Genomic DNA, 16831 nt, shown 5'->3' with positions numbered 1-16831 from the left:
TCAGGCCGCCTCGTCGGCCGGGACTTGGGACTTCTTCGGCTTCTTGCCGCCCTTGACCGGCTTGTCGGCCTTCTTCGCCGCCTTCTCCGCCTTGCGGAGCTCCTTCTGCCGCTTCTTCTCGGCCTTGGCCTGCAGCTTCGCCTGTTCCGGCGCGGCGTCGGCCGCTGCGGCGAGTTCGGACAGGGTTTCGAGGAAGGCCTCGCGGCGGCCCTTGGGGAGCATCCCCATGATGCGCTTGTCCGCGGCCTGGACGCGGGGGCGGGCGGCCTCCAGCATGGCCGCGCCCTCGGGCGACAGGCGCACGGCCATGGCGCGGGCGTCCAGCGTCGAGCGTTCGCGCTGCAGAAGGCCCTTGGCGGTCATGCGCGAGACGAGGTCGGCCAGGGTGGAGCGGTCGATGCCGGTGGCCTTGACCAGATCGGTCTGGGTCAGGCCGGCCTGGACCGACACGGCCTCGAGCACGGCGAACTGCCTCTGGGTGGGGCCGTCCGATCCCACCTCTTCGGCGTAGACGTCGAGCGCCAGCTGCAGCGCGCGGTGCATCTGATGGCTGGGCGAATCGGCCAGGGCCCCCTGCCGTCGCGCCTGCTTGCCGGACTTCACCATGCGACCGCTCCCCATACTGACCCGGGCAGGGCTAGCAGCGCCGTTTTACGGTTTGACGACGGACGATCCGGAAAGCGTCAGAGACCGGGATCGGGCGAGGCGGGTTCGACCCCGTCGTCGTCCTCGTCCTTGATCAGGTGCTTCATGATGAAGAAGACCTGCCAGACGCCGAAGGCGGCCGACGCCATCCAGAGCCCGCCGCGGAAGGCGACCCAGACGTCGTCGGTCTGGGTGCGCCAGACGACCTCGTTGGCGATCGCCACGGCCGCGAAATAGAGGCCGTACCGCAAGGTCAGCCCCCGCCAGCCGGCTTCCGTCAGGCGGAAGGCGCTCTCCAGCAGATATTTGAAGGGATATCTGCCGAAGGGCAGCGAGCCGAGCAGCACGGCGGCGAGCAGGCCGTTCTGGATCGTGAGCTTGATCTTCAGCAGGACCGGATCGTTGAAGATCAGGGTCAGCGTGCCGAACAGCAGGGCGAAGCCGCCGGCCAGCAGCGGCAGGGGCGCCAGCCGCTTTTCCACGATCCAGCCGACCAGCAGGGCGATCGCCGAGGCGGCCACCAGCACCCAGGTCGCCTGGACCAGCGCCTGATCTCCCTCCAGCCCGCGCACGAACCGGTTCACCGCATAGGCGGCCATGAAGGCCAGCAGGGCGCCGAAATCGACCAGTTGCCGGACGGTCGTGGCCGTCCTGTTCGCCGAACCGCTCATGCCGCCTCCTCCAGACCCACCAGCGACCGCGAGAAGGCGCGCGCGTCGAACGCCTGAAGATCCTCGACGCCCTCGCCCACGCCGATCAGCTTGATGGGCGCGTCGGACGCCTGGGCGACGGGCACCAGAACGCCGCCGCGCGCGGTGCCGTCCAGCTTGGTCATGACCAGACCGGACACGTAGGCGGTGCGGCCGAAGATCTTCTCCTGCTCCAGCGCGTTGCGGCCGACGGTGGCGTCCAGCACCAGCAGGGTCTCGTGCGGCGCGTCCGGATCGACCTTCTTCAGCACGCGCACGATCTTCAGCAGCTCGTCCATCAGGGCGGACTTGTTCTGCAGACGGCCGGCGGTGTCGATCAGCACGACGTCGAAGCCCTCCGCCTTCGCCCGGGTAAAGGCGTCGAAGGCCAGACCGGCGGCGTCGGCGCCGTCCCGGCGGCTTTCGAAGGCGGCGCCGGAGCGCTCGGCCCAGACCTTCAGCTGCTCGCGGGCGGCGGCGCGGAAGGTGTCGCAGGCGACGATCATCACCTTGGCGCCCTGCCCCGTCAGGTCGGCGGCGATCTTGCCCAGCGTCGTGGTCTTGCCCGAGCCGTTGACGCCGACGAACAGGGTCACGAAGGGTTTGGGTCCGGACAGCGGCTCATAGCGCGCCTCGTGGTTCGCCAGCTCGGCGTGCACCGCGTCGGCCAGCGCCTCCTTGACCTCGCGCGCGTTCGCCCCGGCGTTGAAGCGCAGCTCGCGGAAGCGGGCGACGATGCGGTCCGTCGCGGCGGGACCGAGGTCGCTCTCCAGCAGGTGCTCCTCCAGCCCCTCCAGCGCGGCCTCGCTGAGCGGCTCCTTGACGAAGGCGGAGACGACCTGGTCGGTCATCTGCTTCGAGGAGCGGCTGAGGCCCTCCGTCAGACGGGAGAACCAGCCCTTCTTGGTCGCGTCGGTCATGGGGACGGGCTTAACGCACCGCTCTGCGGCGCGAAAGGCGGGACCGGTTCTTCTTGCCGTTCGTTCAAGCCTGTATGAACGCGTCCATGGCCAAGCTTCATCCCTTCCACAGCCCCCGCACGCACGGCTTCGTCCGCGTGGCCGCCGCCACGCCGGTGGTCCACGTCGCCGACCCGGTCGCCAACGCCGACGAGCACGCGGGGCTCATCGCGCAGGCCGGCGCCCGGGGCGTCGACCTGATCGTGTTTCCGGAGCTGAGCCTGAGCGCCTACGCCGTGGACGACCTGCACATGCAGGCGGCGCTGCTGGATCAGGTCGAGCGCGCCCTGCCGCGGCTGGCGGAAGCGGCGCGGGACGCAGGGGTGGTGGCCGTGGTCGGCGCGCCGCTGCGCCTGCGCGACCGCCTGTACAACTGCGCGGTGGTGCTGGCCGAGGGCGCCGTTCTGGGGGTCGTGCCCAAGACCTACCTGCCGAATTACCGCGAGTACTACGAGAAGCGCTGGTTCTCGCCGGCCTCGGAACCGGGACAGGACGAGGCGCTGATCGAACTGGCGGGCGGCGTCGCGCCGTTCGGAACGGACCTGATCTTCGAAGCCGAGGACCGGCCGGGCTTCACGTTCGGCGTCGAGGTCTGCGAGGACTATTGGGCGCCCCTGCCCCCTTCCACGCGCCAGGCCATGGCGGGGGCGCGCATCCTGCTCAATCTTTCGGCCTCGAACGTGGTCATCGGCAAGGCCGACGACCGCGCCCTGCTGTGCGCCAGCCAGTCGGCGAGGGCGATGGCCGCCTACGTCTTCACCGCCTCGGGCTGGGGCGAAAGCACGACGGATCTGGCGTGGGACGGACAGGCGACGATCCACGAGCTGGGCGCCCGGCTGGCGGACGGGGAGCGGTTCGCGATGGAGAGTCATCTGACCGTCGCCGACGTCGACGTCGACCGCATCGGGCTGGAGCGGCTGCGCACCGGGACCTTCGCCGACTGCGCCCGGCGGGAGCTGGCCGGGTTCGACTTCCGCCTGTGCCGCTTCGCCGCGCGCGAGGACGCCGGCGACGGGCCGCTGCTGCGCCGGCTCGACCGCTTTCCCTTCGTGCCGGACGACGCGGCACGGCTGGACCAGGACTGCTACGAAGCCTTCAACATCCAGGTGCAGGGACTGATGCGCCGGATGAAGGCGACGAACGGCCGGCGCATCGTCATCGGCGTGTCGGGCGGACTGGATTCGACGCAGGCGTTGCTGGTCGCCTGCCGGGCCTTCGACCGGCTGGGCCTGCCGCGGACCGGCATTCTGGGCTTCACGATGCCGGGCTTCGCCACCAGCGAGGGGACGAAGTCGAACGCCTGGGCGCTGATGACGGCGCTGGGCGTGACCGGCGCCGAAATCGACATCCGCCCGGCCGCGACGGAGATGCTGAAAGGCATCGGCCATCCCGTCTCCCGCGGCGAGGAGGTCTATGACGTGACCTTCGAGAACGTGCAGGCCGGGCTGAGGACGGACTATCTGTTCCGGCTGGCCAACCAGAACGGCGCCTTCGTGTTGGGCACCGGCGACCTGTCGGAGCTGGCGCTGGGCTGGGCCACCTATGGGGTGGGCGACCACATGAGCCACTACAACGTCAACGGCGGGGTGGCTAAGACGCTGATCCGGCATCTGATCCGATGGGTCGCCGACCGGGAAGTGGTGGGCGCCGACGCCGTGCCGGTGCTGCGGGGCATACTGTCGACCGAGATTTCGCCGGAGCTGGTGCCGGCGAAGGACGGCAAGCTGCAATCCACGGAGGGCACGGTCGGGCCGTACGCGCTCAACGACTTCTTCCTGTTCTACCTCACCCGCTTCGGATTGAAGCCGTCGAAGGTGGTCTATCTGGCGCACGAGGCCTGGCGGGACGCCGCGCGCGGCGACTGGCCCGCGGGCACGCCGGAGGAGGAACGGGTCGCCTACGACCTGCCCGTCATAAAGCAGTGGCTGCGGAAGTTCCTGATCCGCTTTTTCCAGACCAGCCAGTTCAAGCGGTCGGCCCTGCCGAACGGGCCCAAGGTCGTGACGGGCGGCAGCCTGAGCCCCCGGGGCGACTGGCGCGCGCCGTCGGATTCCGCCGCCCGCGTCTGGCTGGACGAGCTGGACGCGAACGTGCCGGACTAGGGCACGTCAGCCAGAAATTCGAAGATCGCCGCCTTCGCCTCCGGCTCATCCAGCATCGGCGCATGGCCGACGCCGGGCACTTCAGCGAACTGCATGGTGGGCGCGCGTTTGCGCATCTTCGCGGCGATCTCTGCGCTGAGCAGGTCGGAGGTGGCGCCGCGGATCAGCAGCGTCGGGCGACCTTTCGCCAGACGGCCGAACATCGGCCAGAGATCGGGAACGAGACCCTTGGCGCCCATGGCGCGTATCGGGACGGAGATGTCCGGGTCGTAGTCGAGGATCGGGGCGCCGTCCGGTCCCTCGCGGAAGACGCGGCGGGCGAAGGCGTCCCAGTCGGCGTCGGAATAGTGCGGCAGGGCGACGGCGTTGTGCCGCCGGGCATACTCGGCCGCCGCGGCCCAGGTGGGGGTGTCGACCGGCTGCCCGGCATAGGCGGCGATGCGCGCAAGGCCTTCCCTGGCCACCTCCGGGCCGACGTCGTTGATGATGGCGGCGGCGATCGCCTTCGACCGGATCGCCGCCAGGGCCATGGTGATCAGTCCGCCCATGGATGTGCCGAGGAAGACGGCGCGCTCGATCCCCGTCTGTTCCATCAGGGCCAGCACGTCCCTGGCATAGACCGCGGGCTGGTAGGTCATGGGATCGGGCGCCCGGTCGGACAGGCCGCGACCGCGCACGTCGACGGCCAGCACGCGCCGTCCCGCCCGCGCCAGATCCGGCGCGATCCCGCCGAAGTCGGCCGAGTTGCGCGTCAGGCCGTGAATGGCGATCACCGGCAGCTTCGCGGCGCCGGCGCCGGGGGCGTAATCGCGGGCGTGGAGGCTGAGGCCGTCCGGGCTGTTGAAGCGGCGATCGACGTAGGGCTGGGTCATGGCCACCACCCTATTTCATCGTCCGCTGAAATCTAGCCGCCGAACAATTCGTGGACGTAGTCGTCCAGGTTTCCGCCGTCGAAACGGAAGCCCGGGATGCCGCCGCGTCGCGCGGCCTCGACGTCCGACGGCTGGTCGCCGATCAGGAAGCTGCGGGATTGATCGATGCGATGCTCGGCCATGGCGCGAAGGATCATGCCGGGGTTGGGCTTGCGCTCGGGGTGGTCGGGGTGGCGCCACTGATCGACGGTGGCGTCGGCGTGATACGGACAGGCGTAGACGGCCCCGATGATCGCGCCCTTCGCCGCGAGACGGCGCACCAGCAGCGCGTTGAAGGCGTGCATCTGGTCCAGCGAGAACATGCCCCGCGCGACGCCAGACTGGTTGGTCACGATCACGCAGAGATAGCCCAGCCGGTTCAGGCGGCGAACGGCCTCGGCCGCGCCGGGCATGAGCTGAAGCTGATCCTCGCGGTGCGGATAGCCCACGTCCTCGATCAGGACGCCGTCCCGATCCAGAAATGCCGCGGGCACCACCGGCGCGACGCTGGACGACTGATCCAACACTATCCCTTTGAAACCTGGGGCGCGCCCCTGTCCGCTCCTAGCGTGCGCCGTTGCAACCCGCAACGCGAAGTGACCCGCCGCGATTTGGCGTGTCCGGACGGTTCGCGGTAAGGCCGCGCGATTTTCTCAGGAGGCGTCCATGAGCATGGCGTTCATCGACCTTCAGGCCCAGCGCAAGCGTCTGAACGGCAAGATCGAGGCGGCGGTCGCCGAAGCGGTGACCGGGGGAGCCTGGGTCATGGGTCCGCAGGTGCGGCAGTTCGAGGCGGATCTGGCCGCCTTCGGACAGGCGAAGCACGCCCTGGGCTGCGCCAACGGCACCGACGCCCTGGTGCTGCCGCTGATGGCGTGGGGCGTGGGCGCCGGCGACGCGGTCTTCTGTCCCAGCTTCACCTTCACGGCGACGGCGGAGATCGTGCCGTGGGTCCAGGCCACGCCGGTGTTCGTGGACGTCGACGCGCGCACCTACAATCTCGACCCGGTGAAGCTGGAAGCGGCGATCGAGGCGGTCAAGGCCGAGGGCCGGCTGACGCCGCGCGTGGTCATCGCCGTGGACCTGTTCGGCCAGCCGGCGGACTATCCGGCCATCCGTGCCGTCTGCGACCGCCACGGGCTGAAGCTCATCTCCGATTCGGCGCAGGGATTCGGCTGCACGATCGGCGGCGCGCATCCGCTGAAGTGGGCGGACGTGACCACCACCAGCTTCTTCCCGGCCAAGCCGCTGGGCTGTTACGGCGACGGCGGCGCCGTGCTGACGAACGACGACGATCTGGCGCAGGAGATGGATTCCTATCGCGTGCACGGAAAGGTCGTGGCCAAGGACCTGGCCGCCGGCGCCGCAGAGTTCGCCCACGATCCGAAATATCTGGCCATGCGCATCGGCATGAACAGCCGGCTGGACACCATTCAGGCCGCGGTGCTGATCGAGAAGCTGAAAGTCTTCGCCGACGAGATCGAATGGCGGAACCGCATCGCCGCCCGATACAACGACGGCCTGCGGCCCCACGTCGCCGCAGTGCCGGACGTGCCTGCCGGGAACGTGTCCAACTGGGCCCAGTACACGATCGAACACGCCGATCGCGACGGGCTGGCGGCGCACCTGAAGGATCAGGGCGTGCCGACCGCCGTCTACTATCCCGTGCCGATGCACCTGCAGCCGGCCTATGCCCACTTCCCGCGCGGCGCGGGCGGTCTGACGGTGACCGAGCGTCTGAAGGACGTGGTGATCAGCCTGCCCATGCACGCCGATCTGGACGAGGCGACGCAGGATCGCGTGATCGCGGCGGTGGCCTCGTTCGCCGGGCGCGCCTAGAACGGTCGCATGAGCGCACATCCCGCCCCCCTCAAGGTCGGCGTCGCCGGCGCCGGCGTCATGGGCCGCAACCATGCGCGTGTCCTGTCCGACATCCGCGATTTCCGCCTGACGCACGTGTTCGACGCCGACGCCGTGACGGCCGAAGGCGTGGCCGGGGTCTATGAGGCGGTCGGCGTCGACACGGTCGAGGCCTTCGCCGGCGCGGGCCTGGACGCGGCCGTGATCGCGACGCCCAACCGGACCCACGGCGACGTCGGCGTGGCCCTGCTGGAGGGCGGCGTCCACGTGCTGGTGGAAAAACCGATCGCCGCCACCGTCGCCGACGCGCAGCGCCTGATCGACGCGGCCCGGGCGAACGACCGGGTGCTGATGGTCGGGCAGGTGGAGCGCTTCAATCCGGCCGTCGAGGCGGTCAAACGCGCCGTCGCCGACGAGCAGATCATCTCCATCCAGATCACCCGCGTCGGCCCCTTCCCGCCGCGCATGGGCGAGGTGGGCGTGGTGATCGACCTGGCGGTGCACGACATCGACATCATCCGTCATCTGACGGACAGCGAGATCGTCGAGGTCCAGCCGCAGCTGGCCCGCACCAAGGCGGACCGCGAGGACACCGCCCTGCTGCAGTTCCGTCTGGCCGACGGGACGATCGCCCACATCACGACGAACTGGGTCACGCCCTACAAGACCCGTACCCTGCAGGTCGCCACGCCGAACAAGTTCGTGGTCGCCGACCTGATGACGCGACAGGTGACGGAGTATTTCGGCCAGCAGCCGGACGGCAGCTATTCCACGCGCGGCGTGATGAGCTGGCCGAACGAGCCGCTGAAGAAGGAGCTGGAGGCCTTCGCCCACGCCATCCGCACCGGTGAGACGCCGGCGGTCACCGGCGAGGACGGGCTGAGAAATCTGGAAGTGGCGCTGAGGTGTCTGGGGGAGTAGCCGCGTTCGAGTGCTTGGCTTCCAGCGAGGTCAAAGCCTAGGCTTTTGGGATGCAGCGCGCCAGCAAACGCTCAAGCGGTAGAACGCTCCTGATGTTCGTGGCATTTGGCCCCGCAATCGGCGGCACTGCCTTGGGCCTTTGGTTCATTGCGCTCGACATCCTCGACGGCGGTCAGTTCCATTGGGGCGCGATCACGACACTGCCGCTGCTCGCCGTGGCGGCATATATCTTCGGACTGCTGCCGGCGTTCTTCACAGGGGTCGCGGCAATGGCCCTCTCGCCCCGAATATTCAACGACCGTCTCTGGCTGTTGGCAGTGACGGCGGTCGGACTGGTCTCCGGCGTGGTGTATGTCTTTCTTTCGCCGTCCACCGGTCTCCTGATGGGAGGGATCGGGGCTGTTGCTGCGCTGGCCAGCGGCATTCTCGCGCTAGCCATCCGTCCGCTCGGCCCAGAGATTATTCCAGCGATCCTGACGCAGGGCCGTAGGGGTTCGACGAACCCTCACGGGTCGCAGACAAGCAAGCGGATGATCCGGTGATCGCGCGGGATGGCGTACCCGTGCAACCGCTACTGGCGGACGACTGACTGGCGGCCTTCGGCTGAAGCCGACCGGCGTCAGGCCCGGCCGCGCGCGCGGAACGTCAGCCGGGCCCTGAGCCCGCCCGGGGTCCAGTCCATGTCGGCGGCGCCGTCGAGGTCCCCCTTCACGCTGGTCGAGATCAGGCGCGAACCGAAGCCGCTGCGGGTCGGGGCGGACACCGCGGGACCGTCGCGCTCCAGCCAGTCCAGCGCGTGGCGGCCGTCCGGCCCCGCCCCGGTCCACGCCACCACCACCGACCCGCCGTCGACGCTGAGGGCGCCGTGCTTGGCGGCGTTGGTGGCCAGTTCGTGGACGATCATGCCCATGGCCAGCGCCTGCGACGGGCCGAGGATCACTTCCGGTCCCTGCAGGCGGAACTGGTCGGGGGAATAGGGGCGCAGTTCCTTCTCCAGCAGATCGCGCAGGCCCGCCTGCTCCCAGCCGGTGGCGGTCAGCAGGTTGTGCGTCTCCGACAGGGCCATCAGCCGCGCCTGGAACTGGGCGCCGAAGGCCTCGACGGAGGTGGCGCGCCGCGCGGTCAGGGCGGCGATCGACTGGACCGTGGCGAGGGTGTTCTTCACCCGGTGGTTCAACTCGTTGATCAGCAGCTTCTGGCGCCGCTCGCTGGTTTCCAGATCGTCGAAGGCGCGCTTGCGGTCGGTGACGTCGCGCACCACGCCCGCCAGCTTGATCGGCCTGCCGGAGCGCGACCGCACCAGCGTGCCATAGGCCTGCACCCAGCGGTCGCCGTCGCCCATGCGGAACTCGACGTCGTAGGGCGCCTCGCCGGCCAGGGCGCGCTCCAGCGCGGCGGCGCGCTGCGCGGCGTTCTCCGGGCGGAGCCACGGCGGGTCGTGGTAGGCGTAGGTCGTCTGCCCGGGCGCGAGGCCCATCATCTGCCGCGCGCCCTCGGACAGGCGGATGGAGCGATCGCGAAGGGCGATTTCCCAATAGCCGACGCCGCCGGCCTCGATCACGTCCAGCAGGCGCGACTTCTGATCCGCGATGGACGCGCCCAGGGCCATGAACAGGATGGCGGCCGTGACGGCGGCGACGCCGACGGCCAGCGCCAGCGGAGACGCTCCGCCCGCGGCGGCCGCGGCGGTCGGCTGCAGCATCAGCGCGGCCATGCCCGTGTAGTGCATGCCGACGACCGCGACGCCGAGCGTGAGCGCCGCGCCCAGACGCCAGACGGCCGTCGTCTCGCGCCCTGCAGCCCAAAGGGCGGCGAAGGAGGCGGCCACGGCGATGGCCACGGACAGGGCGACCAGTTCCGGGCGCCACCCGACCGTGGCGGCCGTGCGCAGGGCCGACATGCCGACGTAGTGCATGGCGGCGATCGCCAGCCCCATGGCCGTGGCGGCGACCGGCAGCCGGACCCGTCCCAGACGCGTGCGCGACGCCGCGAAGAAGGCGCCGCCGGTTCCGACCACCGCCAGCAGGAAGCTGAGCGCGGTCAGTCCGGGCTCGTAGCTGACGGGCGCGCCGGGATCGAAGCCCAGCATGGCGATGAAATGCATGGCCCAGACGCCGCCGCCCATGACCAGCGCCGCCACCGCCAGCCAGCGCAGGCGGTCGCCGCCGTCGCGGTCCCTGACCCGTCCGAACAGATCCAGCGCCGTCCACGCCGCAAAGGCCGCGACGACGTAGGACAGGAGGACGAAGACGCCGTGATGGGAGTGCAAAGGCGTTACCGGAACCAGAAACAGCGTACGCTATCGATCACATGGCGAAGGGTCCGTCCACCCTCAGGCGACGACCTGCATGCCCAGCCATTCGGCGATCAGGGCCGGCTTGTCGGCGCCGTCGATCTCGACCGTGAGCTCGTGTTTCAGCAGCCAGCGGCCGCCGCCCTTGTCCTCGGCGGACAGGAGCCTGAAGCGTCCCCGCACCTTCGATCCGGCGGGCACGGGGGCCAGGAAGCGCAGCTTGTCGAAGCCGTAGTTGACGCCCATCACGACGCCCTGAAGCGGTTGCACCGCGTCGTAGCTCATGGCCGAGGCCAGGCTGAGCGTCAGGAAGCCGTGAGCGATCGTGCCGCCGAAGGGCGTGGCCTTCGCCGCCTCGGGATCCACGTGGATGAACTGCTCGTCCTCCGTGATCCTGGCGAAGGCGTCGATGCGCGCCTGATCGATCTCGAACCATCTCGAGACTCCGACTTCCTGGCCGATCAGAGATTGAAGCTGGCTGGGCTCGGTCATGGGACGAAGCGCTCCTGGATGATGTCGGAGAACAGGCCGGGGTCGACGTTGCCGCCGGACAGAACGATCGCGGTGGTGCGGTCGCGGGCGTCGACCTTGCCGGTGAGCAGGGCGGCCAGAGACACCGCGCCGCCCGGCTCGACGACGAGCTTCAGCGTGCGGAAGGCGAGGCGCACCGCCTCGGCCACCTCGGCGTCGGACACGGTGACGACCTCGCGCAGACGGCGATTGATGGGGAAGGTCAGCTCGCCCGGGCGGTCGGTCATCAGGGCGTCGCAGATGGAGGGCTTCTGCACCGGCGGGTGGGTCATACGCTGACCGGCGGCCAGCGAGCGACGCGTGTCGTCGTAGGCCTGCGGCTCCACGCCGATGACGGGAACGTCGGGACGAAGCGCGGCCATAGACAGGTTGATCCCGGCGATCAGACCGCCGCCGGAAGCGCCGCACAGCAGCTGGTCGATTTCGGCGCCCATCGCCTGCGCCTGTTCGACGATCTCCAGCCCGGTGGTCCCCTGCCCCTCGATGACGAAGGGATCGTCGAAGGGGCGGACCAGCACGCTGCCGCGCGTGGCCGCGATCTCCTCGCCGATGGCCTCGCGGCTTTCCGCGTAACGATCGTAGGTGCGCACCTCACCGCCGAAGGACAGAACGCCTTCGACCTTCACGCGCGGGCTGTCGGCCGGCATGACGATGACGGCGCTCGTGCCCATCATCTGCGCCGCGGCGGCGACCGCCTGGGCGTGGTTGCCGGAGGAATAGGCGACGACGCCGCGCGTCAGCTCCTCGGGCGTCAGCCGACTGATGCGGTTCCACGCGCCGCGGAACTTGAAGGCGCCCGCGTGCTGCAGGTTCTCGCATTTCATGAGCACGCGGCCGCCGAGGCGCGCGTTGAGGGCGGGCGATTCGACGAGCGGCGTCCGGACCGCGACGCCGGACAGCTGGCGGGCGGCGTCGCGGACGCCGTCGAAGGAGGCGACATGCATGGCGCCACTTAACCCGACCGCGGCGCTGCGCGTAAGGTGCGGGCCATGTCGAAACTGATCCTCGCCATCGACCAGGGCACGACCTCGACCCGCGCGATCGCCTTCGAGACCGCGCCCGAGGGCGGACTGCGGCCCGTCGCCGTCAGTCAGATCGAGCTGGCGCAGCACTTCCCGCATCCCGGCTGGGTCGAACACGACGCGGGCGAGATCTGGAACGCCACGCTGCAGACGTGCCGTGAGGTGATCCGCAAGGCCGGCGGCGTCGGCCGCTTCGCCGCGGTCGGGATCACCAATCAGCGCGAGACCTCGGTCATGTGGGACGCCGCGACGGGCGAGCCCCTGCACCGGGCGATCGTCTGGCAGGATCGCCGCACCGCCGAGGCGACCGGCGCGCTGGCCGCCGCGGGCCACGAGCCCGAGGTCCAGGCGGCGACGGGACTGATTCTGGACCCCTATTTCAGCGCCTCGAAATACGCCTGGCTGCTGGACGCCGTGCCCGGCGCGCGCGCGCGGGCAGAGGGGGGCGAGGTCAAGCTGGGCACGATCGAGTGCTGGCTGATCTGGAAGCTGACGGGCGGGGCCAGTCACGTCACCGACGCCACCAACGCCGGCCGCACCTCGCTGATGGATCTGACGACGCGCCGGTGGCGACCGGATCTGGCGGCGCTGTTCGGCGTGCCCATCGCCGCCCTGCCCGAAATCCGCGGCTGCGCCGATCTGCTGGGCACGTGCGAGGCGTCGGCGCTGGGCGCCGCCCTGCCGATCCATGGCGCGGCGGGAGACCAGCAGGCGGCCCTGGTCGGTCACGGGGCGCTGAAGGCGGGCGAGGCCAAGATCACTTACGGAACCGGGGCCTTCCTGGTGGCCAATGTGGGCGCCGCGCCGGTGGCTTCGACCAGCCGGCTGCTGGGGACGCTGGGCTACGACGCGGGCGAGGTGGCCTATGCGCTGGAGGGATCGATCTTTTCCGCCGGGTCGGCGATCCAGTGGCTGCGCGACGGACTGGGGGTGCTGGAGGAAAGCCGGCGGTCCGAAGCCATGGCGCAGGGTCTGAAGGACAACGGCGGAGTCTATCTGGTGCCCGGGTTCACGGGCCTAGGCGCGCCGTGGTGGGCGCCGGACGTACGCGGCGCGGTGGTCGGCCTGACGCGCGACAGCGGCCCGGCCCATTTCGTGCGGGCCGCGCTGGAGAGCCTGGCCTACCAGACCCGCGACCTGCTGGACGCGCTGGAGGCCGACGGGGCGCCGCCGCTGGAGGTGCTGAAGGTGGACGGCGGGGTGACGGCCAACGCCTGGGCCATGCAGTTCGTCGCCGATGTGTGCGGCGTGACGGTCGAGCGGCCGGCGTTCCAGGAAATGACCGCGCTGGGCGCGGCCAAGCTGGCGGCGCTGGGGGTGGGCCTGATCGGAGATCTGGAAGACCACCCGGTGGAGGCGCCGGCACGCTGGACGCCCCGCATGGACGCCGGCGAACGCGAGCGGCTGCTGAAGGGCTGGCGCGCGGCGGTGAAGGCGGCCATCGTCGCCGTGCCATGACCGACGCATCCCAGGCCGACGCCCAGAGCACATTTTCCGGCACGCGCGAGGTCGATCCGCGTCACGCGCTGGACGCCGCCGCGCTGGACGCCTGGATGGCCAGAAACGTGGACGCCTATGTCGGGCCCCTGAGCATCCGTCAGTTCAAGGGGGGCCAGTCCAATCCGACCTATGAGCTGACGACGCCCGGCCGGACCTACGTCCTGCGCCGCAAGCCGCCGGGCGTGCTGCTGGCCAGCGCCCATGCGGTCGACCGCGAGTTCGCCGTCATCTCGGCCCTGCACGCGCAGGGATTTCCCGTGGCGAAGCCCTATGCTCTGTGCACGGACGATACGGTCGTGGGCTCCATGTTCTATGTCATGGAGAAGGTGGAGGGCCGGGTCCTGTGGGATCTGAAGCTGCCGGGGATGGAGCCGGCGCAGCGCCGCGCGATCTATGAGGCGCAGGTCGACGTGCTGGCGCGCCTGCACGCCTTCGACCCGGAGGCCATCGGTCTGTCCGACTACGGCAAGCCCGGCAATTATTTCGAGCGGCAGGTCGGGCGCTGGACCAAGCAGTACCGGGCGTCCGAGATCGAGCCGATCCCGGCCATGGACCGGCTGATCGACTTTCTGCCCGCGACCCTGCCGCCGCAGGGGCCGACGCGAATCGTCCACGGCGACTTCCGGCTGGACAACCTGATCCTCGCCCCTGAGGCGCCCGAGGTGCGGGCGGTCTTGGACTGGGAGCTGTCGACGCTGGGCGATCCCATGGCCGACTTCTCCTACCTGCTGATCGCCTGGGTCATCCCGGCGACGCAGAGGAACGGGCTGGCGGGCGTCGACGTCGCCGCTCTGGGCATTCCCTCCATGGAGGAGATGGCGGCCCGCTATGCGGACAAGGCCGGGATCGCCGCCCCCGACAATCTCGACTGGCTGTTCGCCTACAACCTGTTCCGGCTGGCGGCCATCTGCCAGGGCATCGCCGGCCGCGTCCGCGACGGCACGGCCGCCAGCGCCCACGCGAAGTCTATGGCCGCGCAGGTGCCGCTGCTGGCGGAAGGGGCGTGGAGCTTCGCGAAGAAGGCGGGGGCCTGATCGCCCGGCCGATGGGGGCTACGGCGCGCCCACCAGAGTGAACGCGGCCCAGTATGCGGGGTGCCGCCAACGCGTTTCGGCGCGCACCGCCAGAGACGCGTCGCGCAGGGCGCGGGCGCGGGCGGCGGGGTCGGCGCCATAGGCGTCCAGTCCGGAGAAGGTGCGGCCGGTCAGGGTGCGGGTGGCCTGATCCGACACCGCCCAGTGCGACACCAGCACGGCGCGACCGCCCGCGTAGAAGAAGGCGCGGGCCAGACCGGACAGACCCTCGGCCCCCGGACGGCCGTCGGGCGCGGCGGTGTTGCAGGCGGACAGGACCACGAGGTCGGCGTTCAGGCGCAGGCCCGCCGCCTCCGACGCCGTCAGGTAGCCGTCGTCGACCGCGCTGGCCGCGTCGGGCGGCGTCAGCACCAGGCCCGGCTCGGCGAAGGCGGACCCGGCCATCAATCCATGGGTCGAGAAGACGACGAAGCGGGCGCGCGACAGGGCGTCGGCGTCGGTCGCCTTGACCGCGGTTTCGGTCGCGTCGGCCCCGATGCGGACGATCCCGGAGGGGTAGCTGGCGGACAGGGCCTCAAGCTCGGCCCTGGACCCGGGAAGGGAAGGCAGGGCGCGCAGCTTGGCCGGATCGGCCAGGGCGCCTTCGCCGCGAACGGCGTCCGCATCGGTCGGCGCCCCGCGCGGCCCGGACACGGCCGCGCCGCCGAGCGTCGGCGCGCCGTAGGCGACCAGCGGCAGACGGGCCCCCGCCTCACGCATTTCAGCGCGCGCGGTCAGGGCGGGGGGACAGCCGGGGTGCCGCGCCGGGCCGACCACCAGATGACAGCGCAGCGACTTCAGGCTGGACGCCGCCGGCAGGGTCGCCAGGGCATAGCGGTCGATCAGCCAGCCGGCGTCGTCGGCGGATCCCGGGGGCGCCGGCGACAGCACGGCCAGCGGCAGGCCGGTCAGGGGGCCGGACACGACCGACATCAGGGTGGTCTTGCCGGCGAAGGCGCTTTCCACCGGTTCGATCAGGGCCTTGTACAGACGATGCGCCTCGGCCCGGTCGAAGGTCAGGCCGCCGCGGCCGGCCCAGATCATCGGATCGACGGTCGGGTCGCCCTCGTCGCGGCGGGCGCCGGCGGTCGTCAGGGTGGAGCGCAGACGGCCGACGGACCGCGTCATCTCCGCCTCGCCCAGGTCCGCAGCGCGGGCCCAGACCACACGCTCGCGCGAGATGCCCCAGACATAGGTCGCTTCCGGATTGACGAGGACCAGCAGCAGGGCCTCGTCGGGGTTCAGCAGGGCCTGGGTCTCCGCGACCGACAGGGCGCGCGGCGCGACCAGTTCGGCGTAGGCGGGGAAGCGGACGTCGATCTCGGCCTCGACGGCCTTGAGGCCGTCCAGCGAGGCCTCATAGGCGTCGGTCAGTTCGGCACGGCGCGCGCGGGCGGCGTCGCCTTCGGCGCCGTAGAGGGTCGCCAGCTCGCGTTCCTGAGCGTCGCGCCCGGCCAGCAGCCGCTCGCGGCGCTCGGCCAGTTCGCCCAGCTCCCCCTGCCCCTCGGCATACCGCGCGGACACCCGGGCCAACGCCTCCGCGGCGTCGGACGCCATGGCCCACTGGGCCGCCTCATAGGCCTCGGCGCGCAGGGCCTCGGGAGAGTTGTCCGGATCCTGCGACCCGGCCGGAGACGCGAGCAGGACGACACCGGCCAGTCCGGCGGCGAGCCGGCGAAGCGCGCGCATCAGTTGCTCAGGATCTGGACGCGCGTCCAGATCGCTCCGCCATTGGTCACCTCGATGCGGACGCGGCCCGTGCGGGGGCGGACGGTGCAGACCGGGTAGTGGTCGACCAGACCGCTGCGGCACAGAACGCGGCTTCCCTCGCGGATCACCAGATCGAGCGGCGCGTCGCCGTCGCCGATGCCGGCGACGCGGAGGATCTCGTTCGGGCGCGCCGTGACGTCGAAGCCGTACGCCTCCCGCGCACGCATGGTCTTTACCGTGGCGATCGGGCCGTCGCCGTAGGGGCTGGAGACCACGCCCCGGTTCGGATCCTGACGGACCACGGCGATGGCGGCGGCATAGGCCGGATCGCCGTCGGACATGGCCAGGGCCTCGTCCAGCAGGGCGTCCGCGGTGAAGAAGGGCGCGGCCTCGCCCTGCGCCCGCACCGGCACCTCGCCGACCATGCGCGCGGCCAGGATCAACGCGCCGGGATCGTCGCGCTCGCGCCCCCAGTCGGCCAGCTGGGCCGCCGTGGCGAGTCGCGCCACGCCGCGCGCGGCCCCCGGCTCCTCCTGCGCGGAGACCCCGACGGCGGAGACGGCCCACAGCAGGACCGCCGTCAGACCGGCCTTCAGTCCCGCCCGCACGCCCATC

General features: G+C 70.8%; 16 protein-coding genes. 6 read left to right on the top strand and 10 right to left on the bottom strand.

Annotated features, from left to right (window positions below):
• The 3 genes from VGR32_RS04675 to ftsY all read right to left on the bottom strand — a co-directional run bounded on the left by VGR32_RS04675 (window position 1) and on the right by ftsY (window position 2254).
• On the bottom strand, window positions 1–606 hold the full coding sequence (locus tag VGR32_RS04675; protein ID WP_327448539.1) for a MarR family winged helix-turn-helix transcriptional regulator: 606 nt from the start codon (window positions 604–606) through the stop codon (window positions 1–3).
• Window positions 607–683: 77 nt separating this feature from the next.
• Complete coding sequence (locus VGR32_RS04670; protein WP_327448537.1) at window positions 684–1316, bottom strand: inner membrane-spanning protein YciB; 633 nt, start codon at window positions 1314–1316, stop codon at window positions 684–686.
• A complete protein-coding gene (gene ftsY / locus VGR32_RS04665) occupies window positions 1313–2254 on the bottom strand; it encodes a signal recognition particle-docking protein FtsY (protein WP_327448536.1) in 942 nt (313 codons plus the stop codon). The genes VGR32_RS04670 and ftsY overlap by 4 nt, the downstream gene beginning before the upstream one ends.
• Window positions 2255–2340: 86 nt before the next feature.
• On the opposite strand from ftsY, the gene VGR32_RS04660 reads away from it, so the two are divergent.
• Window positions 2341–4395, top strand: a complete 2055-nt coding sequence (locus VGR32_RS04660; protein WP_327448534.1) for an NAD(+) synthase — start codon at window positions 2341–2343, stop codon at window positions 4393–4395.
• Here the strand turns inward: VGR32_RS04660 and VGR32_RS04655 are convergent.
• Entirely contained in the window at window positions 4392–5267 is an 876-nt protein-coding gene (locus VGR32_RS04655; RefSeq protein WP_327448532.1) for an alpha/beta hydrolase, read from the bottom strand. The two genes, VGR32_RS04660 and VGR32_RS04655, sit on opposite strands and share 4 nt — an antisense overlap.
• Window positions 5268–5299: 32 nt before the next feature.
• A complete protein-coding gene (locus VGR32_RS04650; protein ID WP_414642890.1) occupies window positions 5300–5833 on the bottom strand; it encodes a D-glycero-alpha-D-manno-heptose-1,7-bisphosphate 7-phosphatase in 534 nt (177 codons plus the stop codon).
• A 139-nt stretch (window positions 5834–5972) separates the two neighbouring features.
• On the opposite strand from VGR32_RS04650, the gene VGR32_RS04645 reads away from it, so the two are divergent.
• Genes VGR32_RS04645 through VGR32_RS04635 form a run of 3 tightly spaced genes read left to right on the top strand, consistent with a single transcriptional unit; the run spans window position 5973 to window position 8629 of the window.
• Window positions 5973–7145 carry a DegT/DnrJ/EryC1/StrS aminotransferase family protein gene (locus VGR32_RS04645; RefSeq protein ID WP_327448528.1) on the top strand — a complete coding sequence of 391 codons (1173 nt, stop codon included), beginning with the start codon at window positions 5973–5975 and terminating at the stop codon, window positions 7143–7145.
• A gap of 9 nt (window positions 7146–7154) precedes the next feature.
• Window positions 7155–8087: a Gfo/Idh/MocA family oxidoreductase gene (locus tag VGR32_RS04640; RefSeq protein WP_327448526.1), complete on the top strand. Its 933-nt coding sequence runs from the start codon at window positions 7155–7157 to the stop codon at window positions 8085–8087.
• A gap of 50 nt (window positions 8088–8137) precedes the next feature.
• Complete coding sequence (locus tag VGR32_RS04635; RefSeq protein WP_327448524.1) at window positions 8138–8629, top strand: hypothetical protein; 492 nt, start codon at window positions 8138–8140, stop codon at window positions 8627–8629.
• Window positions 8630–8706: 77 nt separating this feature from the next.
• Here the strand turns inward: VGR32_RS04635 and VGR32_RS04630 are convergent, their stop codons facing one another.
• The 3 genes from VGR32_RS04630 to VGR32_RS04620 form a co-directional block, all read right to left on the bottom strand.
• Window positions 8707–10356: an MHYT domain-containing protein gene (locus VGR32_RS04630; protein ID WP_327448522.1), complete on the bottom strand. Its 1650-nt coding sequence runs from the start codon at window positions 10354–10356 to the stop codon at window positions 8707–8709.
• A 63-nt stretch (window positions 10357–10419) separates the two neighbouring features.
• Window positions 10420–10872 carry a MaoC family dehydratase gene (locus VGR32_RS04625; protein WP_327448520.1) on the bottom strand — a complete coding sequence of 151 codons (453 nt, stop codon included), beginning with the start codon at window positions 10870–10872 and terminating at the stop codon, window positions 10420–10422.
• Window positions 10869–11855 (bottom strand): threonine/serine dehydratase, encoded by a 987-nt coding sequence (locus VGR32_RS04620; RefSeq protein ID WP_327448518.1) that lies wholly within the window; start codon window positions 11853–11855, stop codon window positions 10869–10871. Before VGR32_RS04620 ends, VGR32_RS04625 begins: the two co-directional genes overlap by 4 nt.
• 45 nt (window positions 11856–11900) lie before the next feature.
• Here VGR32_RS04620 and glpK point away from each other — a divergent pair, with 45 nt between their 5' ends.
• Both glpK and VGR32_RS04610 read left to right on the top strand, forming a co-directional pair.
• Window positions 11901–13391: a glycerol kinase GlpK gene (gene glpK, locus VGR32_RS04615; protein WP_327448516.1), complete on the top strand. Its 1491-nt coding sequence runs from the start codon at window positions 11901–11903 to the stop codon at window positions 13389–13391.
• On the top strand, window positions 13388–14467 hold the full coding sequence (locus VGR32_RS04610) for a phosphotransferase family protein (RefSeq protein WP_327448514.1): 1080 nt from the start codon (window positions 13388–13390) through the stop codon (window positions 14465–14467). Before glpK ends, VGR32_RS04610 begins: the two co-directional genes overlap by 4 nt.
• Before the next feature lie 18 nt (window positions 14468–14485).
• Here VGR32_RS04610 and VGR32_RS04605 read toward each other — a convergent pair whose 3' ends face one another.
• Both VGR32_RS04605 and VGR32_RS04600 read right to left on the bottom strand, forming a co-directional pair.
• Window positions 14486–16195, bottom strand: a complete 1710-nt coding sequence (locus VGR32_RS04605; protein ID WP_327448512.1) for a CHAT domain-containing protein — start codon at window positions 16193–16195, stop codon at window positions 14486–14488.
• Entirely contained in the window at window positions 16195–16830 is a 636-nt protein-coding gene (locus VGR32_RS04600) for a hypothetical protein (RefSeq protein WP_327448510.1), read from the bottom strand. The genes VGR32_RS04605 and VGR32_RS04600 overlap by 1 nt, the downstream gene beginning before the upstream one ends.
• Window position 16831 lies beyond the last annotated feature (1 nt).

Source organism: Brevundimonas sp. (assembly GCF_035935935.1).
Classification (GTDB): Bacteria; Pseudomonadota; Alphaproteobacteria; order Caulobacterales; family Caulobacteraceae; genus Brevundimonas.
The sequence above is the reverse complement of the archived record's forward strand: the minus strand, read 5'-3'. Positions and strand labels throughout refer to the sequence as shown.